This window comes from Oceanisphaera sp., assembly GCF_048268965.1.
In the GTDB taxonomy this organism is placed as follows: domain Bacteria; phylum Pseudomonadota; class Gammaproteobacteria; order Enterobacterales; family Aeromonadaceae; genus Oceanimonas.
In genome coordinates, this window is sequence record NZ_JBLWUK010000027.1 from 12,808 (window position 1) to 36,299 (window position 23,492).

Here is a 23,492-nt window from a genome sequence, read left to right on the forward strand (position 1 = left end):
GGGGATAAAAGCAGGCGGAATTACACCGCCATCTGAATATTCAGCGCATCGTGGCGCCAGTATTCCCAGTCCAGCTCTATGATGCGCCCGTGCTGATCCCGGGACAAGCGGCTGATAAAGAGTGCGGCTCCGCCGGAAGCCATGCCGAGGGCCTTGGCCCGCTCGGAGTCTAGCGCTATCGGATACATGTTGAGCGCCATGGTGGCGATGCGTATCTGGTACTGTTGCTCGAACAGCCGGGTCAGTGACTGGCTCATATCCTGATTTTCCAACCCCGGAAAGAGGAGTGGATTCATGTGGTTTTCCTCCAGCAACACCGGGTGGCCGTCTACCGAGCGCAGCCGGCGCACTCTGTGTATCGGGGTGAGGGGGGCCAGGCCAAGCGCCTGGTGAACCTCTGGCTCGGCCGGCGCCAGCTGTTGTGCCAGTACCTGAGTATGAGGCTGGCGTCCCTGGCCGGTGATGACCTCGTTAAAAGGCAGGCGTTGGGTCGGATCGTAGTGGATGCGGCCCTGGGTAATATACCAGCCTCGGCGATTGGCGCGATAAATCAGCCCCTTGCCTTCGAGCCGTGACAGCGCCTCACGCAGGGTGACCCGAGTGGTGGAAAAAGCTTCGCTGAGCTGGCGCTCGGAGGGCAGCTTGCTGTTGACGCTCAGGGCGCCGCTACGGATCTGGGCTTCGATACTGTCGCTGATCTGTTGGTAATGGGGTCTGTTCATCATGATTTCCGTTATGGACTACATCATCAATATAGCGGTGGGTGCCGCCATTAAAGTGTCGTTGTGGTGGCGGCGGCCAGTATGACTTGGGGTGATATAGCGTGTCGCGTTACTGTATGCAGACCCGAGTGACACTTACAACCCGCTGAAATACCAAACTATTATTACTCTTGCCTCGCCATTTTCCCAGCCAGGGCAATATGAATCTTTTGTGTCAGTGCCCCTTGCCACCTTGCTCGCGGGATGAGGAGCCTCTATCGTACCCGTGAATTTGGTATATACCAGGAGAGATAGTGAATAATCCTTACTTACTGCTGACCCCCGGGCCGCTATCCACTTCCGCGACCGTGCGTGAGGCGATGATGAAAGACTGGTGCACCTGGGATGACGACTATAACCAGGGTGTAGTGCAGCCCATCCGTCATCGGCTGGTGGCCATGAGCACCCGCAAGCCAGGTTATACCAGTGTACTGATGCAGGGCAGCGGCACGGCCGGGGTGGAAGCGGTGCTTGGCTCGGCCCTGCCGCAGGACGGCAAGTTGCTGGTGCTGGTAAACGGTGCCTATGGTCGCCGCATGGCAGATATCGCCCGCTGCCTGCGCATTCAGGTCGTGATGGCGGAGGTGGCGGAGACCGAGCCGCTGTCGGCCGAGCTGCTGACTCGCGCACTAACGGCAGATCCCGCCATCAGCCATGTGGCCTTTGTGCACTGTGAAACCACCACCGGCATTCTTAACCCTCTGCCGGAGTTGTGTGCCGCAGCCAAGGCGGCGGGCAGGATCCTTATGGTGGACGCCATGAGTTCCTTTGGCGGTGTCCCCATGGATGTGGGGGAGCTGGGCATCGATTTTTTGATCTCCAGCGCCAATAAATGTATTCAGGGCGTGCCCGGCTTCAGCTTCATTATCGCTCGGGAAGACGCCATACAAGGCTGCAAGGGGCAGGCCCGGTCGGTCAGCCTGGACTTGTTCGATCAGTGGCACTGTATGGAGCAACAGGGTGGAAAGTGGCGCTTTACCTCCCCCACCCATGTGGTGCGGGCGTTCGACCAGGCGTTGGCCGAGCTGGAGCAGGAAGGAGGCATACCGGCTCGTCATCGGCGTTATCAGGACAATCAGCGCACTCTGGTAGCAGGCATGGAGCGACTCGGTTTCAGCCCGCTGGTGGCACGTGACTGGCAGTCGCCAATCATTACCGTGTTTGCTGCTCCGGACAGCCCGGATTATGACTTCAAACGGTTCTATCTGGGGTTGAAAGAGCGGGGGTACGTGATTTACCCGGGCAAGGTGTCGGCGGTGGATTGTTTTCGCATCGGCACCATAGGTGAAGTATATCAACAAGATGTGGTCGGATTACTGGCTGCTGTCGAAGATGTCATATTCTGGTCAGGGAGAAAATAATTGATGAATTATCGTTTTGAGCGTCGTTACTCCGGGTCGATACAGGCGGTGATCATGGACTGGGCCGGCACCACTGTGGATTTTGGCTCTATGGCACCGGTTCGCGCCTTTCAACGCTTGTTTCGTGGGGAAGGAATCGAGGTCACCCTGGCCGAGTGCCGGGCCCCTATGGGCAGCGATAAGCGCGAACACATCTGTCAGATGCTGGCCATGGCCCGTATCCGCGATGCCTGGACCCAGAGTAAAGGCAGCATGCCGAGCGAGGGGGACATCGATCGCTTGTATCAGGCATTTGTGCAAATCCAGATCGAGTGTATTCGCGACAGTGCCGTGCTGATCCCCGGTATGGCCGAAGTCGCCACAACGCTGACCGAGCGTGGTATTCGCCTGGGCGCGAATACCGGCTATAGCCGCGATATGATAGTGGAGCTGGTACAGCGGGCCGCCGAACAGGGTTACTCCCCCGAGGTGGTGATCACCGCCAGCGATGTCCGCCGTGGCCGACCCTGGCCAGAGATGAGCCTGCAGGCAGCTATCGCGCTGGAAGCGACTGCGATGCACGCCTGCGTCAAGGTGGACGACACCGGGGTCGGCATTGAAGAGGGCCTGAACGCCGGCATGTGGACGGTAGCGGTGGCGGTGTCCGGCAACGAAGTCGGGCTGTCACTGGAAGACTGGCAGGCATTGGCGACCGACGAGCAGCGGCGCTTGCGAGACCGGGCTCATGCCCGACTGGCAGCGACCGGAGCTCACTATGTCGTTGATAGCATTGCCGAATTGCCGGTGGTGATTAGCGATATCGAAGCTCGCCTGGCTCGCGGCGAGCGCCCCTGATATCGACGCTGGCTCTGTTGCTGGTTTTGGGTTCTGCCGGCCTGCATGCGCTGTGGAACCTGCCTGGCAAGAGAGCCAGCCTCATCCTGCCGGTATTGATTCCTGCCACCGGTTAATCTTGTTATACCAATTACAGTAAAGATCTGTTCACCTTTGATCCTGAATACCAGAGGCACCACAGCCACCTCCCACGACACGCCATAAACTCATCCCTGAGGGCTCGGGAAATGCCATCCATGCATTTCACGGTCGTGGGAGGTGATCTCTGCTGCCTCTTCTTAGGCTCCGAGTTGCCTGTAGGCAGCACGAACAGGCAACTCCGTAGCATCAGGGAGGATGAAGGGATCTCCTCCACCGACCATCACATGACAAGGATGTCATGTGCTGAGCGTCACAGGGACGTGCTTGCAGCGTGTCGGTGGAGGAGGCCCTTTATCCGACCTTTATAGAGCAAGAAAATAGATCTGCAATTTAATCTGTTTGGTATTATTCATCTTATCAGTCACCTTACTGTCATCTGCGGCTTGTAGGCTAATCTGAATTTCTGGTCTATACCAATTGGAGTTGAGAGCATGCTGAACAAGACCCCTCTGGCCTTGCTGCTAGCCCTGGCCGCAGCCGGCGCCCAGGCCAAAACCGAACTGACCGTGTATTCCGCGCTGGAGTTGGAGCAGCTCCAGCGCTATCAGGCTGCCTTCGAGCGCGAAAACCCGGATATCGCCATTCGCTGGGTACGCGACTCTACGGGTATCATTACCGCCCGTTTGCTGGCGGAAAAGGAAAATCCCCAGGCGGATGTCGTCTGGGGAGTGGCCGCCACCAGTCTGATGATGATGGATCAGCAACAGATGCTGGCACCCTATGCGCCGGTTGGTCTGGAGCAGCTGTCTGCTCAGTTTCGTGATCAACGAGAGGTTCCGCACTGGGTCGGCATGAATGCCTGGCTGGGCGTGATTTGCTACAACACCATCGAGGCCGAAAAGCATGGCCTGCCCCAGCCCACTAGCTGGCAGGACTTGACCAGGCCCGAGTACCGGGGCCACATAGTGATGCCTAACCCGGCGTCCAGCGGTACCGGTTTTCTGGATGTGTCCGCCTGGCTGCAGCAGTTTGGCGACGAGCAAGGTTGGGCACTGATGGACGGCCTGCACCAGAACATCGCCAACTACACCCATTCCGGTTCCAAGCCATGTGTGCAGGCGGCGACAGGGGAAACGGTGATCGGAATATCCATGGCCTATCGGGGGGCCAGGCTTAAACAGCAGGGAGCGCCGCTAGAGCTGGTGTTCCCGAGCGAGGGCGTGGGCTGGGAGATGGAAGCCGCCGCCATCGTCAAGGGGACCGAACAGCAGGCCGCCGCGCAGAAACTGCTGGATTTTACCATCAGCCGGCAGGCCAATGAGCTCTACAATCAGAGTTTTGCGGTAGTGGGCATGCCGGGAGTGGCGCAGCCGATGCCGTACTTCCCGGAAAATCCAGCCGAGGTGATGATCGAGAATGACTTTGTGTGGGCGGCCAGTCAGCGCGAGGCCATTCTTGCCGAATGGCAGCGTCGCTACGATGGCAAAAGCGAAGCCAACTGATTTTCTCTCTACAGGCCGTGACAGCCCCCGGTGTTTACACCGGGGGCTGCTTGCCGGAAAGATATGGCTGCCGGCTGCTCAGCGAGTGAGAGCAGCCGGGTCGAGCAGGGTTCGCAGTTCGTCTTCCGTGAGATCTGTGTGCTCTAGCGCTACCTCCAATATCGGTCTTTGCTCTTTATATGCCTGCTTGGCAATTTTGGCGGCCTTGTCATAGCCAATTACCGGGTTCAGCGCGGTCACCAGAATGGGGTTTCTGGCCAGGTTCTCGTCGATATGGGCCTGATTGACGGTAAAACCACTGATGGCGTCGGCCAGCAAGGGCGCGGAATTGGCCAGCAGCTGGATCATGGTCAGCAGGTTGTTGGCAACCAGCGGCAGCATGACATTCAGCTGAAAGTTACCAGACTGACCGGCCACGGTATTGGCGGTATCCAGCCCCATAACCTGTGCCGCCACCATGGCCACGGCCTCCGGGATCACCGGGTTGACCTTGCCCGGCATAATGGAAGAGCCGGGTTGCAGTGCCGGCAGCTGAATTTCTGCCAAACCGGTTAGCGGGCCCGAGTTCATCCAGCGCAAGTCGTTGGCAATTTTCATTAAGGCCACCGCCAGGGTCTTGAGTTGCCCCGACAGTTCTACCGCCGTGTCCTGGCTGCTGAGGCTGTAAAAATAATCGTCTGCCGGGCAGAAGTTAAGACCGGTGATCCGGTTAAGATAATGGCAGGCCAGCTGCGCCTGGCGAGCATCGGCATTAATGCCGGTACCAATGGCGGTGCCACCCAGTGCGAGTTGCTGCAACCGGCTTTGCAGTCCGTCCAGTCGCTGGCTGGCATAGCGTATTTGCGTGGCCCAGCCCCCCAGCTCTTGATCAAAGCGCAGCGGCATGGCATCCATTAAATGGGTGCGCCCGGTTTTTACCTGCTCTTGCAGCTGCTCGCCCTTGGTCAGCATGGCCTGCTCGAGTTGCAGCAGGGCGGGCATAAGGTGACGATTGAGGCCGAGTGCGGCGCTAACATGAATGGCGGAAGGAATGACGTCGTTGGAGCTTTGCCCCATGTTGACGTCGTCATTGGCGCCCACAGCCTTGCCAAGCTCGGCGCTCGCCAGGTGTGCCAGCACCTCATTTACGTTCATGTTGGTGCTGGTACCCGAGCCGGTTTGATAAACATCGATAGGAAACGCATGGATATGCTGGCCGGCAATCACGGCTTCTGCCGCCTTGATGATGGCGTCCGCCTTGCCTTGGTCCAGTCGTTCAAGCTGGCCGTTGGCATGGGCACAGGCGGCTTTTATCTTGGCAATGGCACTAATAAAGGCCGGAGGCAGCGGCTGACCCGAGATGGGAAAGTTGTTAATGGCTCTTTGGGTCTGAGCGCCATACAGTGCCCTGGCCGGCACCTCTATTTCGCCCATGGAATCCTGCTCGGTTCTCATCTTCATGCCATACCCCTTTGTGGTTAATGCTCTAGGCAACAGCTTAGCATTCCAGCCTGGGTGTTGAAGCCCTGGCTGGTTAAAAAAGCCGCCAGCTCGGCTTGCTGTGCCGAAGGGGCCTGGGCCGGATTACAGGTAAGGCGGGTCAAGCCTGCGGCCAGGGCATCGGACTTGATTTGCTGCAACAGCTCCTGGCCTATGCCTCGGCGGCGAGTAATATCGCGCACCGCAATAAAGTCGAGTCGTTCCTGCTCGCGCCAGGCGAGCGCCACTGCCTTGTCATTAAAAGTCGCCAGGTAAAAGACCGCCTGCCCGGGCAAGCCCCGGCCCTGCAGAATAATGTCGACATGATGGCGGTGCACGGCGGGGATCTGCTCAAGGCGATGTATGGTCAGACGCATGAAAACGCTCCTTGTAATAAAACCGGCAGCTTATCATGAAGCAGGCCCGCGACTTTAAAGGCGGAAGGCATCTTTGCCACGGAGTCCACAGAACTACAGAAAACTTAACACCAATAAGATAAGGCAATTACTGGTAAAATATTATAAATGATGGGCAATTTTCGTCTTTATCTTAGCGTTTTTCTTTTCGTCCGCACTCTGCCGTGACAAAAAGTAACGCTTCGCTTTTAGGTTTTGATATTCTCTGTAGCCGGTCGTTTACAGCTTCAAGGTTCCAGCTTTTTTTAGAGGTTCGCCATGACATTTGATACCACAACACATAACAGCCGCATGACGCACTTTGATCAGCATGAGTCCTTTTGGCTGTTTGGTTACGGCTCCTTGATCTGGAAGGCAGACTTTCCCTTTTTAGAGCGAAAACCCGCCTGGATTGAGCACTGGAGCCGTCGTTTTTGGCAGGGGTCTCATGATCATAGAGGAACGCCAGAGACGCCGGGCCGCGTAGTGACGCTGATCCGGGATCAGGGTGCACATTGCTACGGCATGGCGTATCGCATTCAGCCCACCGTGCTGCGTCAGCTGGATATTCGAGAGAAAAACGGTTACTTGCGTGAGCGGGTGCCGATACATTTTACCTCCACCGGCTCGGCCGAGGGGCTGATTTATCTGGCCACACCGGACAACGATGCTTTTCTGGGGGAGGCTCCGCTTACGGCCATGGCGGGGCAGATTGCCCAGGCAGAGGGGCCCAGCGGCAGCAACCGGGAATACTTGCTCAATCTCGAGCGGGCACTGGATGATCTGGGAGTCAGTGACGGCCATGTGTCGGCGCTGGCCGCCGCCTTGCCAGCCATCCGATAACAGCTTGCTCGCCATCTGCGGGTGACAAAAGAGGTAGTGAAATGGAGTGTCGAAATGGGTGCGGTGCCTGCTGCATCGCCCCCAGTATTAGCGGGCCTTTGCCAGGCATGCCCAATGGCAAGCCCGCGGGCGAGCCGTGCTTTCATTTGTTGGACGATATGCGCTGCGCCTTGTTCGGCAAGCCAGAGCGACCCGCTGTGTGTGGCAGCTTTAAAGCCATGGCGGATGTATGCGGCGAGAGCAAGGCAGACGCCTTGTGGCTGATCAATACGCTGGAAATGGAGACGAGCTAGACCGTAAGGCGTAAATCGTAAGGCGTGAGACGTAGGAACCAAGCGCCAAACCAGCAGCTTGTGCGCTTATATCTTACACTTCACCCTTCACCCCTCACGACTTTAGCCAGGGCAGGGGATCGACGGCCGCGCCCCGGTAACGAATCTCGAAATAGAGCCCCGACTTGTCCTGGCCGCCACTTTCGCCGCTTAAGGCGATGGGCTGGCCGGCCTTGACCTTGTCGCCCGGGTTGCGCAGCAGCGATTGGTTATGGCCATAGAGGCTCATATAGCCTTTGCCATGATCGATCACCATCACCATGCCAAAACCGCTGAGCCAGTCGGCATACACCACCTGGCCGTTGGCAATGGCGCTCACTTCCTTACCTACCGGGGCACTGATCAGCAAGCCTTTCCAGCTTAACTGGCTGGTGCGGGCGGCGCCAAAGCGGTGGATCAGCGGGCCTTTCAGTGGCCAGGGCAGGGTGCCTTTGGCCAAACCGGCGAAGTTGCCGCTCAGCTTGGCGACCACAGGGGTTCTGCCCGAGCCGCCAGACTGGGCGGCCCGTTCTCGCGCGGCGTTTTCCCGGGCGATGCGTTCTCGTTCGGCTTTTTCCCGAGCTGCCTGCTCGCGAGCCGCCTTTTCCTGGGCGAGCTTGATCTGACGCTCCAGGTTGCCTGCTGCCTGCTGCAGGCTGGTCAGGCGTTGATTGCTCTTGCTGAGCATGGCATTGAGTTGCCTGGCAGTGCCGCTGCGTTTGCTCTGCTGTACTTCCAGCTTGTCTCGCTCGCTTTGTTGGCGGGCCAGTAGCTGATTGAGTTGATTGCGGCTCTGTTCTGCCTGGCGACGGTTATCGGCCAGCAGTTCGCGAGTGCGGGCCAGCTGATGCAAGGCGTCGGCACGTGCCTGATTCAAATGGGCGTAATAGTGCAGCAGTCTGTCTATTTCGGTGCTGTCCTGGCCATTGAGCAGCAGCTTGAGGTAATCGTGACGCCCATTTTGATAGGCTGCGCGCAGCTGTTCCGCCAGCAAGGCTTGCTGTTGCTCTGCCTGCCGGTTTAACTGTTGATGTTGTTTATCGAGCTGGGCGAGGCTGGCCTGGTTTTCTTGCAGTTTATGCTGGGTCTGATTGAGCTCTCGTGCCATGGCCGAAATGGCTTTTTCGTCTTTGGCCAGTTGTTGCTGCAGCTGCTGCAGCTGCTTTTTTTGCTGCTGCACATCCTGCTTCTGGCTGGCAATCTGGCTCTGTACGTTTTTAAGCTCTTGACTGTCGTCCGCCCATGCGAAAGTACCGGCCAGCAGGCCGGTACTTAACAAGAGTAATGAAACAATCAGCTGTTTTGTGCCCATAGGCTTGATTATTTCAGAACCATCAGAGGCTTACCAGTCATTTGCGCAGGTGTTTCCATGCCCATCAAGTTCAGCATGGTCGGTGCGAGATCCGACAGCCGGCCTGCGGCGGCGGGAGTGGCGTCGCGGCCAACATAAATCAGCGGTACCGGCAAATTGGTATGGGCGGTTTGAACTTCGCCGGTAACCGGATTGATCATCTGCTCGGCATTACCGTGATCGGCGGTGATCAAGGCTTCGCCACCGACTTCCTTGAGGGCTGCCACTACACGACCAATGGCGGTATCCACGGCTTCACAGGCTTTTACTGCCGCCTCGAATACCCCGGTATGACCCACCATATCGCCATTCGGGTAATTACAGATAATGACGTCGAAGGCCTGGCTCTTGATGGCGGACACCAGCTTGTCGGTGAGCAGCTCCGAGTTCATCTCTGGCTGCAAGTCGTAGGTTGCGACCTGGGGGCTGGGGATCAGTTCGCGCTGCTCACCCTTGAAGCAGTCTTCCCGACCACCGTTGAAGAAGAAGGTCACGTGGGCGTACTTTTCGGTTTCCGAAATACGCAACTGGGTCTTATCGTGTTTAGCCAGCCATTCGCCCAGGGTGTTGGGCAGTGCTTCGGGCGGATAGGCGCAAGCCGCCTGAATATCGGCGGCATATTCCGTGAGCATCACGAAGTGGCTGAGTGCGGGGCGTGCGCTGCGAACAAAGCCGTCAAAGTCTTCTTGCACAAAGCTGCGGGTAAGCTCGCGGGCCCGGTCGGCACGATAGTTCATGAAGATAACCGCATCGCCATCCTGCATGCTGACCGGCTCGCCCAGGGTGGTGGCCGCCAAAAACTCATCGTTTTCGCCGCGATCGTAGGCGGCCTGCAAGCCGCTGGCGCCGTTGACGGCAGTGTGCTCGGCCTTGCCCTGGGTCAGCAGGTCGTAGGCGGTTTGCACCCGATCCCAGCGGTTGTCGCGGTCCATGGCGAAGTAACGTCCGACGATGGAAGCCAGACGGCCTTTGCCCAGTTGCGCAAACAGGGCGTCAACGCGCTCGATAGAGGCCAGGGCCGAGCGGGGAGCCACATCGCGGCCATCGAGAAAACCGTGTAGATAAATATGCTCGGCTCCGCGGTCGGCGGCCATTTGTATCATGGCGACAATGTGATCTTCGTGGCTGTGCACGCCACCCGGCGACAGCAAGCCCATAATATGCACGGCCTTGCCCTGGCCAACCGCGCCATCGATGGCATTGATCAGAGTCGGGTTGTTAACAAAGTCACCGCTTTCAATGGCTTTGTCGATGCGGGTTAAATCCTGATACACAATGCGGCCGGCACCAATATTAACGTGACCCACCTCCGAGTTGCCCATCTGGCCATCGGGCAGGCCCACGTCATGGCCGGAGGTAGAAATCAGCATGGAGGGACAGTCTTGCATCAAGCCATCAAGAACCGGGGTGCGCGCGGCATGAATCGCATTATGTTCTGTTTGTTCACTATAGCCCCAGCCATCCATAATGATGAGCACCAGCGGCTTTTTGGTCGAGTTCATAGTGTAACCCTGTATTGTGTTTGAAAGTGCAGGTAAAGAAGAGAGCTGGCGCCATGTTACTACAATTGCCGTTTTGGTCTCTAGCCAAACGCCCATCAGGTCTTGTGAAGTGAGTGGTAAGTGGCAATTGCCGAACGAGATTGAAAGCAGGCTGCTGTTATTTGCCGATACCCCATGTATACTCGCTTTTTTGTGTATTTTGACCCTGAAGAAGTAATCTCATGCAAGAGTATCTCGATTTTTTTACTGCCAACCCCATGCTGATCCTGGTCTGGTGTGGTTTGGTCATTGCCATTATCGCCATGACCCTGATGTCTAAACTGAGCAAAGTACAGATAGTGGTCACCCAGGAAGCGGTCGCGCTGATCAACAAGCAGGATGCCGTGGTGATCGACGTGCGTAGTGCCGACGAGTTTCGCAAGGGACACATAGCCGGTGCCATTAACGTACCCGCCGCTCAGCTTAAAGCGAACAATTTGAATCTGATTCAAAAGTATCAGCACAAGCCGGTGATACTGGTATGTGAAACCGGCGTCACCACCAACGGCATAGGCCGGTTGTTGACCAAAGCTGACTTCAAACAGGTTCACGCCTTGCGTGGTGGTATGGCTGACTGGCGTACCCAGAATCTACCCGTAACCAAACGTTAATTTTTCAACGCATATTATAAGGATATCCTCATGGCTGAAGCAGCAAATGGTGCCAACACCGAAGCACAACCGCAGGTTGAATTTCAAATACAGCGCATTTATCTAAAGGATGTTTCTTTTGAAGCGCCGGCAACCCCTTTGGTCTTCCAGAAAGAATGGAAGCCCGAGGTCAAGCTGGATTTAGACACCAAGAGTGCGCGCCTGGGTGACAATATCTTTGAAGTGGTATTAACGCTGACCGTTACCTGCCAGCTGGGTGAAAACGAAACCGCTTATTTGTGTGAAATTCAGCAGGCGGGTATTTTCACCATCGGTAACATGGCCGAACCGCAACTGGCTCATTGCCTGGGTGCCTTCTGCCCCAATATTCTGTTCCCCTATGCCCGTGAAACCGTGGGCAGCCTGGTCGGACGGGGTTCTTTCCCGCAGCTGAACCTGGCACCGGTTAACTTTGATGCGCTGTTTGCCGCACACGTACAGCGTGCCCAAGAGCAGCAACAGCAGGCCGATGCCTAATGCATAGCGATGCCGCCATCTCGGTTCTGGGTGCCGGCTCTTATGGTACCGCCCTGGCCATTGCCATCGCGCGCAATGGCCATAACACCTTGCTGTGGAGCCATAGGGCCGAGCAAGTGGCCACCCTGGCTGCCGACCGTTGCAACAAGGTGTTTCTGCCCGATGCCGCTTTTCCCGACAGTCTGACGCCTGCCGCAGATTTAAAGCAGGTGGTCGCGGCCAGCCGCAATCTGCTGATTGTGGTGCCCAGCCACGTATTTTCCGATGTGCTGAAGCAGATTAAACCCTTCTTGCGCAAAGACAGCCGCGTAGCCTGGGCGACCAAGGGGCTGGATCCCAACACCGGCAATCTGCTGCAAGACGTTGCCCGGGATATTCTGGGCGAGCAGATACCATTGGCCGTATTGTCGGGGCCGACCTTCGCCAAAGAGTTGGCCATGGGGCTGCCCACGGCGATTTCGCTGGCATCCACGGATGCCCCCTTTGGCCAGGATCTGGCCGACTTGCTGCACTGCGGCCGTTCGTTTCGGGTGTATTTAAACGATGACATGGTGGGGCTGCAACTGGGGGGTGCCATCAAGAACGTGATTGCCATTGGTGCCGGTCTGGCCGACGGTTTGGGCTTTGGTGCCAATGCGCGCACCGCGCTCATTACCCGCGGCCTGGCCGAGTTGCAGCGGCTGGGGGTCGTCCTGGGTGCCGAGCAGGAAACCTTCATGGGCATGGCCGGCCTGGGAGATCTGGTGCTGACCTGTACCGATAACCAGTCGCGTAACCGCCGTTTTGGCCTGGCCCTGGGCCAGGGCAAAGATGTGCAAACTGCCATGGCAGAAATCGGCCAGGTGGTGGAAGGTTACCGCAATGCCGCCGAGGTGCAGCAGCTGGCCAGTCGTTATGGGGTAGAAATGCCCATTTGCGATCAGGTCTATCAGGTGCTGTATCAAGGCAAGAACGCCAAAGAAGCCGCAATGACCCTGTTAAGCCGGGATCGTAAAGCGGAATGACAAAGCGGTCAGCGATAAGCTTGTCTCTTAGTTACAACTATTTTTTGATACTAGTGGTTTAGTCGGGCAAAGGGCACTACTCCTCCGACTCGCCGTGAACCCATCCATGGGGGCTCCGCCGCGCCATCCTTGGCGCGGAGGGTCGGCGGAGCAGACACCCTTTTCCCTCCCATTGACTCTGGAGTTGCCTGTCAGTGGTGCTAACCGACGACTCGGAGCCTAAACGGAGGTAGCTGGGATAGCCTCAGTCGACCATCACATGACAGGACGTCATGTGCTGAGCGTCGCAGGGATGCAGTTTAGCGTGTCGGAAGAGGCTACCCAGTTGCCTCTGGACACTATGATAAACTGACAGAATTGTGACTAAGAGACAGGCGGTCAGCTGTCAGAATAAGCCGATAAAAAAGGGAGCCAATATGGCTCCCTTTTTACTATCTAACCCATTATGAAAATAATGAACTCAATAGTAGGAGTGATCGCCGCGCTCATGCTCGGTGGCGTCTTTCACGCCGGTAATTTCGCCGGCAAACAGTTCAAGCAGCTGTTTTTCGATGCCATCTTTCAGTGTGACATCTATCATGGAGCAACCGTTACAACCGCCACCAAACTGCAGTATGGCCACACCCTCTGGGGTAATCTCGGTCAGCACGACCTGGCCGCCATGGCTGGCCAGACTGGGGTTGACCTGCGACTGCAGTACATACTCGACTCTGTCAGCCAGGGGCGCATCATCCGGTACCTTGGACATCTTGGCGTTGGGGGCCTTCAGGGTTAGCTGGGAACCCATCTGGTCGCTCACAAAGTCGATCTCGGCGGCTTCCAGGAAAGTGACGCTTTGCTGGTCGACGACCGCCTCGAATCCATTGTATGGCAGGTGTAGATCGTCCTGCTCGACGGCATCAGGTGGACAATAAGACACGCCACATTCAGCATTGGGGGTGCCGGGGTTAACCACAAACACCCGAATATTGGTGCCTTCCGGCTGTTGCGACAGCAATTTGCGGAAGTGTTCTTGTGCGGTTTCGGAAATCGTAATCATTGCTATCCTCACAAACCTGACTAAAAAGCTCAACTTTTATCATACTCCTGTTGCCTGCGCTTGAATAGCCGTCAGCGTTCAAGAGTGCGGCAAATAGCCCAAACTTCGACCCGAGTCGCCCCGCAGTTCTGTAACAAGCGGGTTAACTCCGTCATGGTGCTGCCGGTGGTGATCACGTCGTCCAGTAACGCAACATGGCGGTACTTCAGGGGGCGACAATGAAAGGCGTGACGCAGGTTTTGCTGACGCTGGCGACGGCTCAGGTGGGTTTGCGATGGCGTATGGCGCCGGCGTGTCAGGGGGCTGGTATCTATCGCTATGGGCAGTACATCCTGCAGACCCCGCGCAATTTCGGTGGCCTGATTATAGCCACGGCGCACTTGTCGCCACCAGTGCAGGGGCACCGGTAGAACAACCTCCGGGTAGGGCGGCGTGAGCTGACGTGCCAATAGCTGGCCAAGCAGGCGACCGTTTAAGGCCCGCTGCCGGTATTTCAAGTCGTGGATCAAGCGTGAAAAGGGCGGCTCAAAGTCGGCCAGCACCCGCATTCGTTGCCAGGGGGCAGGGTGACGCTGGCATTGTCCGCAATGGGCGTCTGCCACCGCCAGGGGAAAGGCACATTGCGGGCAGGGGTGAGACAACTGAGGCAGCTCGTTCTGGCAGGGCAGGCAAATCAGCGCTTGCTGCTGGCAGTCGTGGCGACACAGCAGGCATTGCCCCCACCAGAGCGGGCCGGATTGTAAGCGAGTGAGCAAGCGTTTTATCATGGCGGCATCTTAAAGGTAGGGTATCTGTTATGAGTGTATATGTAGAACGATGTGGCCGAGGACCCGAGCTGGTGCTGTTGCACGGCTGGGGAATGAATGGTGCCGTGTGGCAGGGGTTGGCCTCTCGGCTGGAAGCCGACTTCCGTTTACATCTGGTCGACTTGCCGGGCTTCGGGCATAGCCCGGCCTTGCCCGAGTCGAGCACGCTGCATGACTGGGTAAATGCGGTGCTGGACGCCGTGCCGAACCAGGCGGCCTGGCTGGGGTGGTCGCTGGGCGGTTTGCTGGCGACTCAGGCCGCCTTGCAGGCCCCAAACCGGGTCAGTCAGCTTATCACCCTGGCCAGTTCTCCTCGCTTTGTCGCCGATGCCGCCTGGCCAGGTATCAAGCCTGAAGTACTGGCCGCGTTCGAGCAGCAGTTGGTGGAAGATCACCAAGGGGTGATCAACCGCTTTTTGGCGCTGCAAGCCATGGGTAGCGAGCATGCGCGGGAAGATATTCGACAGCTCAGGGCGAGTCTGGCCGCCAAGCCCGGCCCGGATCCGGTGGCATTGGCGGCGGGGCTGGCCCTGCTGGGTGCCGTGGACCTGCGTGCCCGGCTGGCTGAATTACAACTGCCGGTGTTGCGCTTGTACGGGCGGCTTGACGGCCTGGTACCCAAGAAGGTGATTCCGCAGGTAGAAGCACTGTTGCCGGAAAACCTGGCACAGCGTCATAGCCACATTGAGGCTAAAGCCTCTCATGCCGCCTTTATCTCCCACCCCGAGGCCACCGCCGAACGGATTAAAGCCTTCCTGAAGCACAACCAGCCCTAGTCGCCGCTTTGTGGCGGATTGGCTTATAGTTAGTAAAGGAATCCGCTCGATGAGTCCGGTTATACAATAACCGGCTTGGCGGCTACGTGAAGTAAGCAGACACAGGGAGGTCAGGTCGATGGCAATACCGGTGATGTTACCCACCATGGCGCCCAATGCGGCGGCACCCTCTACCGAGGCGGCCGCGGCCGACAAGGCGCGCCGGCCCAGCATTCCGAACATTACGGCAGTGCAGCCTTATGTGGCTATTCGGCCTCGGCATAAAGACCGGGAGCGGGATCGCCGCCAGGCCGCCTTTGAAGCCTGGCTGGGCTTGCATAAGGGACAGGTATGCTGGATTGGCACCAATGCCACCATGAGTCGCCGACTCAATGTCATCAGCCAGCGTTATCAAAGCTCGGACGACCACGCCAGCCTGGCGCTGGATATTGAAGTGTGAGCAAAGGAGAGGTATGCCATGGCCAGTTATCAGCTAACACTGACACGCAAACAGGTTGTTGCCGAGGGAACCCTGGCTTTTTATTTTGAAAAGCCCCGGGACTTCAGCTTTAAGGCGGGTCAGTGCGCGCGTCTGGTATTGAACGATCCGCCAGAAACCGATGGCGAGGGTAACGGCCGTTACTTGTCGCTGGCATCTGCGCCGGACGAGCCGGAGCTCATGATGGCAACGCGCATCAGGAGCAGCGCCTTCAAGCGGGTGCTGAGCAGTCTGGAGCCCGGTGCCACCCTGACGTTGAAAGGGCCTTATGGCGACTTTACGCTACCCGACAAGGCCGAACGCAGTGTGGTGTTTCTTACCGGTGGCATAGGTATCACCCCCGTGAGAAGCATGCTGCTGCAGGCCATCGCCGAGCATCAACAGCGGGCCATGACGTTGTTTTATGCCAACCGTAGGCCCGAAGATGCCGCGTTTCTCGATGAGCTGACCCAAGCCTGCGCCAGTAGCAGCAACTGCACCCTGGTGGCGACCATGACGCAGGCGCAACAGTCGTCTGTGCCCTGGCAGGGTGAACAGGGTTATGTCGATCAGGCGATGCTGGCCCGCCACCTCGATGATCTCAAGGCATCGCTGTATTACCTGGACGGCCCCCCCGAATTGGTGGCGGCAATGAAGCAGATGCTGAGCCAGGCAGGGGTGGCGGACGATCAGGTGCGCACCGAGGAATTTGCCGGTTATTGAGGGCAGGCGGCAGAAAAATACAGTTTGCGTGCCGGGGAAATAGATCTGGCGCTGTGCTGTGTGTAAAATTCAGCCTCTTCCGATGAACTATCGATGAACAATGAGAGCATCCCATGGGCAGAGCCTATCAAAACCGCAAAGAATCCATCGCTAAAACGGCGAATGCCAAGAGCAAGATATACAGTAAATACGGTCGCGAAATTTACGTGGTCGCCAAATCCGGTGGTGCCGACCCGGACGGCAACCTGACGCTGCGTGGTTTGATTGAACGCGCCAAAAAAGACCAGGTACCTGCCCATGTCATTGAAAAGGCATTGCAAAAAGCCACCAGCGGTGCCGGTGAAGATTTCTCCCCCGCTCGCTACGAAGGCTTTGGCCCCGGCAATTGCCAGGTGATTGTCGACTGCCTGACCGATAACCCCAACCGTACCATAGGCGATGTGCGCCAGTGCTTTAACAAGGTAAAAGCCAAGCTGGGTACCTCGGGCACCGTCAGCCACATGTTTGACCATTGCGCCATTCTGGCCTTTGCCGGCGACGACGAAGATGCGGTACTGGAAGCGCTGATGTCGGCCGACGTGGATGTGACCGATGTCGAGCTGGAAGACGGAAAAATTACCGTCTTTGCCCCGCACACCGAATACTTCAAGACCAAGCAGGCGCTGACCGAAGCCTTTGGCGATATCGACTTTGAGGTCGATACCATCCAGTTTGTACCCCAAACCACGGTGGCAGTGACCGGTGACGACCTGGCCCAGCTGGAGCGTTTCCTCGACATGCTGGACGACGTAGACGACGTGCAAAACGTTTACCACAACGCCGAATACTGAGTTCGATAACGTGAAACCCTCCGCCAGGAGGGTTTTTTTATGTGTGCGACACTTTGCGCCAGATCACATTTCTGATAACAAAAACACCACATATCGCCAGGGGGTATCTGGACTCCTGTATGGATTGTTAACAATCTACCGGGTTGATCGTCACCTTGCTCCTTGTAAAACAAGCAGTTAATCTTCTTTTTCGTCGTTTTCCCTTGCTAAATGTTCAATACATTCTCGTTTTACCGTGAGTGCCGAGCACAGTTTTTGTTTTACAAACCGTTAACTAATGATTTATTGTTACATCGTTAACAATAAATAAACGGATTCGTAAACGAGGAGCTCGCTGTGAGAATCAAGATCATCAACCCCAATACCACCCAGGCATTTACCGATGCCCTGCAAACACTGGCCGACAAGGTCGCCCGCCCCGATACCGACATTCTGGCCGTCAGTCCGGCCACTGGCCCGGCATCCATCGAAAGCTTCTACGACGAGGCGCTGTCGGTGCCCGGCGTGCTGGAAGAAATTGCCAAGGGCGATCGCGAAGAAAATATCGACGCCTATGTGCTGGCCTGCTTCGGTGACCCCGGGCTCTATGCCGCTCGCGAGCTGACCGACAAGCCGGTACTGGGCATTGCCGAGGCGGCCTTTCACCTGGCGGTGTTGAGCGGTGCCTGTTTCAGCGTGGTGACCACGGCCCCGCGGGTGCGCTTCATGACCGAGCACCTGATCAACCGTTACGGCTTCAGCGAGCAGTGCAAGAAAATTCGTACCACCCCGATGAAGGTGCTGGATCTGGCCAATTCGCCGGACGAGGCCATCGGCAAGGTGATTGCCGAGTGCCTGCGCGCCCGGGAAGAAGATCACGCCGAAGCCATAGTGCTGGGCTGTGCCGGAATGTCCCAGTATCGGGAATTTATCGAGCAGGAAATCGGCATTCCGGTGATTGATGGCACAGTGGCAGCCGTCAAGCTGTGCGAAGCCATGGTGGATATGAAGCTGGGCACCAGCAAGGTACTGACCTTCAACTGGCCTCGCCCGGACATGGCGCTCACGGGGCGCTAAATCGATATTGTCGACATACCGCGGCAGCGAGCGAAGTGGTTTGGCTGCCGCAACACAAGTACGGCTCAGAGCAGGCAGCTGAGGAAGGGGCAAGGTTCGCCCCGAGTAATGGAATACCGAGGATGAAATTATGGCTACTCACAATGTAAATGGCGGCGCCGCCATTCCCATGCAAACAGGCAAGGTGGCGTCGGCCAAACAGGTTGGCGGAGAAGGCAAGAAGGCGGGTGAAGAGTCACTTGCACCACAAAAACATCGAATAATGGGGCGGTTTTCGTACCTCCTGGCCTGGTTTGGTGGGTGTGTCTCTATCGGTACCTTTACCATGGGTTCCAGCATCGTTGGCACGCTCAACCTGCTGCAAACCTGTGTGGCCATTGCCATCGGGTGCTTTGTTATCGGCATCGCCCTGGCGTTGAACGGGGCCGCCGGTTACAAATATGGCATCCCCTTCATGGTACAGGCGCGAGCCGCCTTCGGCTTTTCCGGTACCCGCTTTCCGGGACTGGTGCGCGCAATACCGGCCATCGTCTGGTACGGCTTTCAGAGCTGGATTGGCGCCGGCGCGCTGAACGCCGTGTCTGCCACCCTGTTCGGCTTCGACAACCTGGTGCTCTACTTCGTGTTGTTCCAGTTTCTGCAGATTGGTTTGTCTATCTTCGGTTTTCAGGGCATCAAGTGGCTGGAAAACATCGGCAGCGGCTTTATTCTGCTGGCGCTGGTCTACATGTTCTGGAGCGTGATTGATCGTTACGGTCAGGAAATCACCACCAACCTGGTTAATGTCGAGGGCACCTGGGGTCTGCCGTTCTGGGGCGCCACCATGTTGTTCCTGGGCATTTACAGCACCATGATGCTGAACGTCAGTGACTATTCCCGCGAGCTGAAAGAGGGCACCAAGCCGGGCCTGCTAACGGTGATTTATGCCATGTCCATCCTGCCTTGCACCCTGTTCATGGGACTGATTGGCCTGATGGTGTCTGGTGCCACCGGAGTAACCGATCCGATTCAGGTCTTCTCCAGCGCCGTCGACAATACCCCGCTGCTGGTGATTACCCTGCTGTTTATCGCCTTCGCCCAGGTGACCACCAACGTGCTGAACAACGTGGTGCCACCCACCTATATCCTGATGGATGTGTTCAAGCTGAAGTTTCGCACCTCGACCATACTGGTCGGCTTGCTGGCCTTCTGCACCTTTCCCTGGGAACTGGTCAAGGAAGAGTCGTCCGCCGGCCTGCAGGTGTTCGTGCAGACCTACTCGGCTTTCCTCGGTCCTATCTTTGCGGTCATGGTGGTGGATTACTTCATCCTGCGCCGTCGCAAGCTGGATCTGGACAAGCTCTATGACGAGCAAGGGCCCTACAAGGGCGTGAACTATGGCGCAGTCATTGCGGCCCTGGTTGGTGCAGCTGTGGCGCTGACCTTTTCCGCAGTGTCCTGGTACGCCAGTCTGCTCCCTGCCGGCATCATCTATTATGTATTGATGCAGTACTGGAAGCCCTGCCAGCGCTTCCGTTATTAACCCAGGTGGGGTCCGGTCAACGGGCCCCTCTTTGTTTCAGAATCTGTTTACCTTTCGAGATTATTTCTGCAGCAATTGGTCGGGGTTTTATACTAAGACAGAGTTGATGCCGGAAGTCACTCCGCATACAGACGCGATGGCGCAGTCACAACGCGCTTATCCCGAATGCCATTTAACCGCGAAAGGTCAGCAGACCCTAAATAAGGAATACCGATATGGATGATCGCCTACTCGAGGTAAAAAGCAGGGACCCTCTGCTGTATAACGAAGATTTGGCCCCCATCAAGCATAAGGATCGTAGCTGGGGCTGGTTTGAAATTTTTAACGTCTGGTCCAACGATATTCAGAGTCTGTTTGGCTACAGCCTGGCCGCGTCGCTGTTTTTGACTTACGGCCTGAATGGCTGGGCGGTGATGGGGGCCATTATTCTTGCGGGTTTTATCGTGATGGTGCTGGTCAACCTGACCGGTAAACCCAGCGTAAAATATGGTATTCCCTTTCCGGTACTCATCCGCTCCAGCATGGGCATCCGGGGGGCAAACCTGCCGGCGATGCTGCGCGCCATCGTCGGTATTTTCTGGTACGGGGTGCAGACCTATTTCGCCTCGACGGCCGTTACCTTGTTGCTGACCGCCTTGTGGGGGCCGAGTGAAGGCGCCGGATTTCTGGGGTTGTCGGCGACCGCCTGGTTGTCGTTCGTTATCGTCTGGCTGTTTCAGATCCTGTTGTTCTGGCAGGGTATCGACAAGATAAAAACATTCCTCAACCTGGCCGGGCCCCTGGTCTATCTGGTGATGGTTATATTAATGATCATTGTCTGGGTAAAGGCCGGTGATCAGTTGATACCCGCAGTCAGTACTATTTTTAGTAGTGCGGGTACCAGAGAAGGTGGCGACCTGGCGGCGTTCAGTGCCATTGTCGGCACCATGGTGGCTTACTTTGCTGCCGTGGTCATCAACTTCGGAGACTTTACGCGTTTCGTGCGTAGCGAAAGAGAGATGAAGGTAGGCAATCTGGTGGGCCTGCCACTGAACGTGGCCTTCTTCTCGTTTATTGCCTTGATAATTACCGCTGGCACCCTGGTGCTGTTTGGTGAGGCGCTGACGAATCCGGCCGATATTATCGAACGAGTCGATTCGCTACCCCTGACCATAGTGGCTGCGCTCACCTTTTTTGCCGCCACCGTCGGCATTAACCTGGTCGCCAACTTCATACCACCCGCCTACGATCTGGCCAATCTGTTTCCGAAAATGATCAGCTTCAGAATCGGGGGTCTGATCACGGCCATTATTGCCTTTTTCGTGGGAGCCTTCTGGGTATCCTTTATCAGCCAGATTGGCATCCCCGGCTTTGTTAACGCATTAGGGGCAATTGTGGCGCCTTTCTACGGCATCATAGTGGTGGATTACTACCTGGTAAAACGACAGCAGCTGGATATGGAGCAGCTATTTTCGTCTGCTCCCACAGGGGCCTACTACTATCGGGGTGGTTGGAACGTCAAGGCACTGCTGGCCTTTGCCATGGCGGCGACTTTCTCTATTTCCACCGTGTTGCTCCCCAGCCTGGCCGACCTTAACGGCTATGGATGGTTGATAGGCGCAGCCCTGGGAGGCTTCTTCTACAAAATGCTGGTGATGCTGGTTCGGGATCCGGCTCATCAGAGAGCGAAATAAATGTTGACCTGGCTCATGCATAAACAAAAAAGGGCTGCGGCCCTTTTTTATTGACGAAAACAGCCGTTATAGTTCACAACTTGTCTTGTGATAACGTTGAGTCTTTGTATCGCAGTACAGTGCCGGGCGTCGGCTCTGCCTGCGAGCACGACAGGCTTATTGAGCAGATATTTGCCATGCATATCAAGGTAACGTGATGAGTAAGAAAACCAGGGATCTGGATAGTGTGTACCAACGTATCTGGGAAGCCATAGTGGCCCACAAGCTGTTGCCGGGTACCCGCCTGAAGGAAGAAGAATTAAGCGAAACCTTTGGCCTGAGCCGGGGCTTTGTGCGCAAGCTGTTGTTGCAGTTGTCTTATCATAAGCTGGTCAACCTGGTTCCCAACAGTGGTGCCTTTGTTGCCGAGCCTTCACCGGAAGAGGCCAGAGATATTTTTCAGGCTCGTCGCCTGATTGAAGCCGAGCTGGTACGGGAGCTGGCAAACAAATGTACCATGCGCGAAAAAAAGCTGTTGCAGGAGCATCTGGAGCAGGAGCACAAGGCGATAGAACAAGGTGAACAGAGCCTGAGCATTCGCTTGTCCGGTGAATTTCACCTATTGATCGGCAAGCTGGCCAACAAGCCGGTGTTGACGTCTTTTTTACATGAAATCATCCCGCGATCCTCCCTGATACTCGCGCTCTACCAGCGTTCGGGACACCACCGGCATGGTCACTCCGGCTTGTCATGCCGTGATCACAATGCCTTGCTGGACGCCATTGCCAGCCATCAGGTCGAGCTGGCGGTACAGTTGATGATTGACCACCTCAACGAAATTGAAGCCCAGCTGCAGTTAGAGCCGGTTGCCGATGAAGGCGTCAATCTCAAGCATATTTTCGCCGATGTGTGAGGCAGGGTTAACACTGAAGGCTCCTTTCACATTCCCGTTTACTGTCGGCAGATGTGGTTGCAGGCACTGATCAACTGCTTGGCGAGCATTTTGCAATGTGCCGAAAGCTTGTCTTGCGCGTGCAGGGTGAGTTCCAAGTCCGGTACCGGTGGCAGGCCGTCCTGCTCGTTCAAAATTCGGTGCTCGGTCGTCACCAGGCGCCGCGGTAGCAAGGAGATGCCAAAGCCGGCTTCGACCGCACAACACACGCCAGACAAGCTGGTGCTCACATAGGCCAGCCGCCAGCTGCGGCCCAGACGATCGAAGGTGTGGGCCATTTCGCTGCGATACAGGCCGCCAATCGGAAAGGTGACCAGGGGAACAGGATGATTCTCCAGGTTATTGCTGTGCAGGCTGTCAATCCAGCACAGTGGCTCGGGCCAGCTGGCCAGACCGGGTGCGCTGCCCTGACGCTGTTTAACCAGTGCCAGATCCAGGTCGCCTCGTTGAAATTCGCGCCAGATATCGCTGCACAGGCCGCTTTTTACTTCCAGGCGAATTCCCGGGTATTCGCTGGAAAAGGCGGACAGGGTGGGCATGATGGCGTGGGTCGCAAAGTCTTCCGGTACCCCCAGGCGAATTTTTTGCTGCTCGGCACTCACGCTGGTTTGCGCCACGGCTTCGTTCATCATCTGCAAAATACGCCGCGCATAGCTGAGCACCCGCTCTCCCTCCAGAGTAGGCGTGATGTAGCGGCCTTTGCGGTGCAGCAGCTCGCAGCCGAACTGGGCTTCCAGCTTTCGCACTTGCTGGCTAACGGTAGACTGGGTGAGATGCGTGCTGTCGGCGGCGCGGGTAAAACTGCCGGTATCGGCCACCGCAATAAAGCTGCGTAGCAATACCGGATCCAGCGTAACGTTTAAATTCATGTGATCCCTCAATGTACTGTAATGAGTGAAGCGTGAAGGGAAAAGAGGACGAGATAACACCTAGGCTACTGAAATAGCACCACATCAGGATACGGGGTATTCCTTGGCAAAACCGGTTATGCCTGCGGCATAATGCGAGAACAAGTGTTCGCCTACCAGACGCCACTATTCACCTCTGTCGCCTCGCTCACCATTCAGTGGAAAACCCACTAGTCACCATTAAATTATTTAATTTATAAAT

At 56.6% G+C, this 23,492-nt stretch carries 24 protein-coding genes; 16 read left to right on the top strand and 8 right to left on the bottom strand.

Going from position 1 to position 23,492, the window contains the following annotated elements; all coding sequences use genetic code 11:
- Positions 1–20 precede the first annotated feature (20 nt).
- Positions 21–725: a UTRA domain-containing protein gene (locus tag ACN0VL_RS11875; RefSeq protein WP_417617631.1), complete on the bottom strand. Its 705-nt coding sequence runs from the start codon at positions 723–725 to the stop codon at positions 21–23.
- Positions 726–991: 266 nt separating this feature from the next.
- Between ACN0VL_RS11875 and phnW the strand changes: the two genes are divergently transcribed.
- The 3 genes from phnW (at position 992) to ACN0VL_RS11890 (ending at position 4,539) form a co-directional block, all read left to right on the top strand.
- Positions 992–2,122, top strand: a complete 1,131-nt coding sequence (gene phnW / locus ACN0VL_RS11880) for a 2-aminoethylphosphonate--pyruvate transaminase (RefSeq protein WP_417617686.1) — start codon at positions 992–994, stop codon at positions 2,120–2,122.
- Between the two features lie 3 nt (positions 2,123–2,125).
- Positions 2,126–2,956, top strand: coding sequence for a phosphonoacetaldehyde hydrolase (gene phnX, locus ACN0VL_RS11885; RefSeq protein WP_417617633.1), 831 nt, complete (start codon positions 2,126–2,128; stop codon positions 2,954–2,956).
- A gap of 572 nt (positions 2,957–3,528) precedes the next feature.
- Positions 3,529–4,539: a putative 2-aminoethylphosphonate ABC transporter substrate-binding protein gene (locus tag ACN0VL_RS11890; RefSeq protein WP_417617634.1), complete on the top strand. Its 1,011-nt coding sequence runs from the start codon at positions 3,529–3,531 to the stop codon at positions 4,537–4,539.
- 78 nt (positions 4,540–4,617) lie between these two features.
- Here ACN0VL_RS11890 and ACN0VL_RS11895 read toward each other — a convergent pair whose 3' ends face one another.
- Both ACN0VL_RS11895 and ACN0VL_RS11900 read right to left on the bottom strand, forming a co-directional pair.
- Positions 4,618–5,979, bottom strand: a complete 1,362-nt coding sequence (locus tag ACN0VL_RS11895; protein ID WP_417617636.1) for a class II fumarate hydratase — start codon at positions 5,977–5,979, stop codon at positions 4,618–4,620.
- Positions 5,980–5,996: 17 nt separating this feature from the next.
- Positions 5,997–6,374, bottom strand: a complete 378-nt coding sequence (locus ACN0VL_RS11900; protein ID WP_417617638.1) for an acetyl-CoA sensor PanZ family protein — start codon at positions 6,372–6,374, stop codon at positions 5,997–5,999.
- A 297-nt stretch (positions 6,375–6,671) separates the two neighbouring features.
- On the opposite strand from ACN0VL_RS11900, the gene ACN0VL_RS11905 reads away from it, so the two are divergent.
- Positions 6,672–7,235 (top strand): gamma-glutamylcyclotransferase, encoded by a 564-nt coding sequence (locus ACN0VL_RS11905; RefSeq protein WP_417617640.1) that lies wholly within the window; start codon positions 6,672–6,674, stop codon positions 7,233–7,235.
- Positions 7,236–7,276: 41 nt separating this feature from the next.
- Complete coding sequence (locus ACN0VL_RS11910) at positions 7,277–7,528, top strand: YkgJ family cysteine cluster protein (RefSeq protein ID WP_417617642.1); 252 nt, start codon at positions 7,277–7,279, stop codon at positions 7,526–7,528.
- A 94-nt stretch (positions 7,529–7,622) separates the two neighbouring features.
- Here ACN0VL_RS11910 and envC read toward each other — a convergent pair whose 3' ends face one another.
- Both envC and gpmM read right to left on the bottom strand, forming a co-directional pair.
- Positions 7,623–8,858, bottom strand: coding sequence for a murein hydrolase activator EnvC (envC, locus tag ACN0VL_RS11915; RefSeq protein ID WP_417617644.1), 1,236 nt, complete (start codon positions 8,856–8,858; stop codon positions 7,623–7,625).
- A gap of 8 nt (positions 8,859–8,866) precedes the next feature.
- Positions 8,867–10,399 carry a 2,3-bisphosphoglycerate-independent phosphoglycerate mutase gene (gene gpmM / locus ACN0VL_RS11920; RefSeq protein ID WP_417617646.1) on the bottom strand — a complete coding sequence of 511 codons (1,533 nt, stop codon included), beginning with the start codon at positions 10,397–10,399 and terminating at the stop codon, positions 8,867–8,869.
- A 221-nt stretch (positions 10,400–10,620) separates the two neighbouring features.
- On the opposite strand from gpmM, the gene ACN0VL_RS11925 reads away from it, so the two are divergent.
- From ACN0VL_RS11925 to gpsA, 3 genes are read left to right on the top strand one after another with little or no spacing between them, the layout of a single operon-like run.
- Positions 10,621–11,049, top strand: coding sequence for a rhodanese-like domain-containing protein (locus ACN0VL_RS11925; protein WP_417617648.1), 429 nt, complete (start codon positions 10,621–10,623; stop codon positions 11,047–11,049).
- A 30-nt stretch (positions 11,050–11,079) separates the two neighbouring features.
- Entirely contained in the window at positions 11,080–11,565 is a 486-nt protein-coding gene (gene secB / locus ACN0VL_RS11930) for a protein-export chaperone SecB (RefSeq protein WP_417617650.1), read from the top strand.
- Positions 11,565–12,569: an NAD(P)H-dependent glycerol-3-phosphate dehydrogenase gene (gene gpsA, locus ACN0VL_RS11935; RefSeq protein ID WP_417617652.1), complete on the top strand. Its 1,005-nt coding sequence runs from the start codon at positions 11,565–11,567 to the stop codon at positions 12,567–12,569. The genes secB and gpsA overlap by 1 nt, the downstream gene beginning before the upstream one ends.
- Before the next feature lie 460 nt (positions 12,570–13,029).
- On the opposite strand, the gene nfuA is transcribed toward gpsA, so the two are convergent.
- Positions 13,030–13,608: a Fe-S biogenesis protein NfuA gene (gene nfuA, locus ACN0VL_RS11940; RefSeq protein ID WP_417617654.1), complete on the bottom strand. Its 579-nt coding sequence runs from the start codon at positions 13,606–13,608 to the stop codon at positions 13,030–13,032.
- Positions 13,609–13,679: 71 nt separating this feature from the next.
- The gene (locus tag ACN0VL_RS11945) at positions 13,680–14,375 is read right to left on the bottom strand and encodes a ComF family protein (RefSeq protein ID WP_417617656.1); all 696 of its coding nucleotides are present in this window, start codon (positions 14,373–14,375) and stop codon (positions 13,680–13,682) included.
- 29 nt (positions 14,376–14,404) lie between these two features.
- Here ACN0VL_RS11945 and bioH point away from each other — a divergent pair, with 29 nt between their 5' ends.
- The 8 genes from bioH (at position 14,405) to ACN0VL_RS11985 (ending at position 22,343) form a co-directional block, all read left to right on the top strand.
- On the top strand, positions 14,405–15,190 hold the full coding sequence (bioH, locus tag ACN0VL_RS11950; protein WP_417617658.1) for a pimeloyl-ACP methyl ester esterase BioH: 786 nt from the start codon (positions 14,405–14,407) through the stop codon (positions 15,188–15,190).
- Between the two features lie 118 nt (positions 15,191–15,308).
- Entirely contained in the window at positions 15,309–15,629 is a 321-nt protein-coding gene (locus ACN0VL_RS11955) for a hypothetical protein (protein WP_417617660.1), read from the top strand.
- An 18-nt stretch (positions 15,630–15,647) separates the two neighbouring features.
- Positions 15,648–16,370, top strand: coding sequence for a ferredoxin--NADP reductase (locus ACN0VL_RS11960; RefSeq protein ID WP_417617661.1), 723 nt, complete (start codon positions 15,648–15,650; stop codon positions 16,368–16,370).
- A gap of 113 nt (positions 16,371–16,483) precedes the next feature.
- A complete protein-coding gene (locus ACN0VL_RS11965) occupies positions 16,484–17,200 on the top strand; it encodes a YebC/PmpR family DNA-binding transcriptional regulator (RefSeq protein WP_417617663.1) in 717 nt (238 codons plus the stop codon).
- Positions 17,201–17,536: 336 nt separating this feature from the next.
- Positions 17,537–18,256 carry an aspartate/glutamate racemase family protein gene (locus tag ACN0VL_RS11970; protein ID WP_417617665.1) on the top strand — a complete coding sequence of 240 codons (720 nt, stop codon included), beginning with the start codon at positions 17,537–17,539 and terminating at the stop codon, positions 18,254–18,256.
- Between the two features lie 130 nt (positions 18,257–18,386).
- A complete protein-coding gene (locus ACN0VL_RS11975) occupies positions 18,387–19,778 on the top strand; it encodes an NCS1 family transporter (RefSeq protein ID WP_417617667.1) in 1,392 nt (463 codons plus the stop codon).
- 215 nt (positions 19,779–19,993) lie between these two features.
- Positions 19,994–21,451 carry an NCS1 family nucleobase:cation symporter-1 gene (locus tag ACN0VL_RS11980; RefSeq protein WP_417617669.1) on the top strand — a complete coding sequence of 486 codons (1,458 nt, stop codon included), beginning with the start codon at positions 19,994–19,996 and terminating at the stop codon, positions 21,449–21,451.
- Positions 21,452–21,647: 196 nt separating this feature from the next.
- Complete coding sequence (locus ACN0VL_RS11985) at positions 21,648–22,343, top strand: GntR family transcriptional regulator (RefSeq protein WP_417617670.1); 696 nt, start codon at positions 21,648–21,650, stop codon at positions 22,341–22,343.
- Between the two features lie 38 nt (positions 22,344–22,381).
- Here ACN0VL_RS11985 and ACN0VL_RS11990 read toward each other — a convergent pair whose 3' ends face one another.
- A complete protein-coding gene (locus tag ACN0VL_RS11990; protein ID WP_417617672.1) occupies positions 22,382–23,251 on the bottom strand; it encodes a LysR substrate-binding domain-containing protein in 870 nt (289 codons plus the stop codon).
- Positions 23,252–23,492 lie beyond the last annotated feature (241 nt).

What these genes read in the sequence shown, in the direction of transcription:
- ACN0VL_RS11900 (WP_417617638.1), bottom strand. Translation starts at nt 6,374, where the DNA reads ATGCGTCTGACCATACATCGCCTTGAGCAGATCCCCGCCGTGCACCGC.
- gpsA (WP_417617652.1), top strand. Translation starts at nt 11,565, where the DNA reads ATGCATAGCGATGCCGCCATCTCGGTTCTGGGTGCCGGCTCTTATGGT.
- ACN0VL_RS11965 (WP_417617663.1), top strand. Translation starts at nt 16,484, where the DNA reads ATGGGCAGAGCCTATCAAAACCGCAAAGAATCCATCGCTAAAACGGCG.
- ACN0VL_RS11925 (WP_417617648.1), top strand. Translation starts at nt 10,621, where the DNA reads ATGCAAGAGTATCTCGATTTTTTTACTGCCAACCCCATGCTGATCCTG.
- ACN0VL_RS11945 (WP_417617656.1), bottom strand. Translation starts at nt 14,375, where the DNA reads ATGATAAAACGCTTGCTCACTCGCTTACAATCCGGCCCGCTCTGGTGG.
- gpmM (WP_417617646.1), bottom strand. Translation starts at nt 10,399, where the DNA reads ATGAACTCGACCAAAAAGCCGCTGGTGCTCATCATTATGGATGGCTGG.
- bioH (WP_417617658.1), top strand. Translation starts at nt 14,405, where the DNA reads ATGAGTGTATATGTAGAACGATGTGGCCGAGGACCCGAGCTGGTGCTG.
- ACN0VL_RS11985 (WP_417617670.1), top strand. Translation starts at nt 21,648, where the DNA reads ATGAGTAAGAAAACCAGGGATCTGGATAGTGTGTACCAACGTATCTGG.
- ACN0VL_RS11980 (WP_417617669.1), top strand. Translation starts at nt 19,994, where the DNA reads ATGGATGATCGCCTACTCGAGGTAAAAAGCAGGGACCCTCTGCTGTAT.
- secB (WP_417617650.1), top strand. Translation starts at nt 11,080, where the DNA reads ATGGCTGAAGCAGCAAATGGTGCCAACACCGAAGCACAACCGCAGGTT.
- ACN0VL_RS11905 (WP_417617640.1), top strand. Translation starts at nt 6,672, where the DNA reads ATGACATTTGATACCACAACACATAACAGCCGCATGACGCACTTTGAT.
- ACN0VL_RS11955 (WP_417617660.1), top strand. Translation starts at nt 15,309, where the DNA reads ATGGCAATACCGGTGATGTTACCCACCATGGCGCCCAATGCGGCGGCA.
- ACN0VL_RS11975 (WP_417617667.1), top strand. Translation starts at nt 18,387, where the DNA reads ATGGCTACTCACAATGTAAATGGCGGCGCCGCCATTCCCATGCAAACA.
- ACN0VL_RS11910 (WP_417617642.1), top strand. Translation starts at nt 7,277, where the DNA reads ATGGAGTGTCGAAATGGGTGCGGTGCCTGCTGCATCGCCCCCAGTATT.
- ACN0VL_RS11990 (WP_417617672.1), bottom strand. Translation starts at nt 23,251, where the DNA reads ATGAATTTAAACGTTACGCTGGATCCGGTATTGCTACGCAGCTTTATT.
- envC (WP_417617644.1), bottom strand. Translation starts at nt 8,858, where the DNA reads ATGGGCACAAAACAGCTGATTGTTTCATTACTCTTGTTAAGTACCGGC.
- ACN0VL_RS11960 (WP_417617661.1), top strand. Translation starts at nt 15,648, where the DNA reads ATGGCCAGTTATCAGCTAACACTGACACGCAAACAGGTTGTTGCCGAG.
- ACN0VL_RS11875 (WP_417617631.1), bottom strand. Translation starts at nt 725, where the DNA reads ATGATGAACAGACCCCATTACCAACAGATCAGCGACAGTATCGAAGCC.
- ACN0VL_RS11890 (WP_417617634.1), top strand. Translation starts at nt 3,529, where the DNA reads ATGCTGAACAAGACCCCTCTGGCCTTGCTGCTAGCCCTGGCCGCAGCC.
- nfuA (WP_417617654.1), bottom strand. Translation starts at nt 13,608, where the DNA reads ATGATTACGATTTCCGAAACCGCACAAGAACACTTCCGCAAATTGCTG.
- ACN0VL_RS11895 (WP_417617636.1), bottom strand. Translation starts at nt 5,979, where the DNA reads ATGAAGATGAGAACCGAGCAGGATTCCATGGGCGAAATAGAGGTGCCG.
- phnX (WP_417617633.1), top strand. Translation starts at nt 2,126, where the DNA reads ATGAATTATCGTTTTGAGCGTCGTTACTCCGGGTCGATACAGGCGGTG.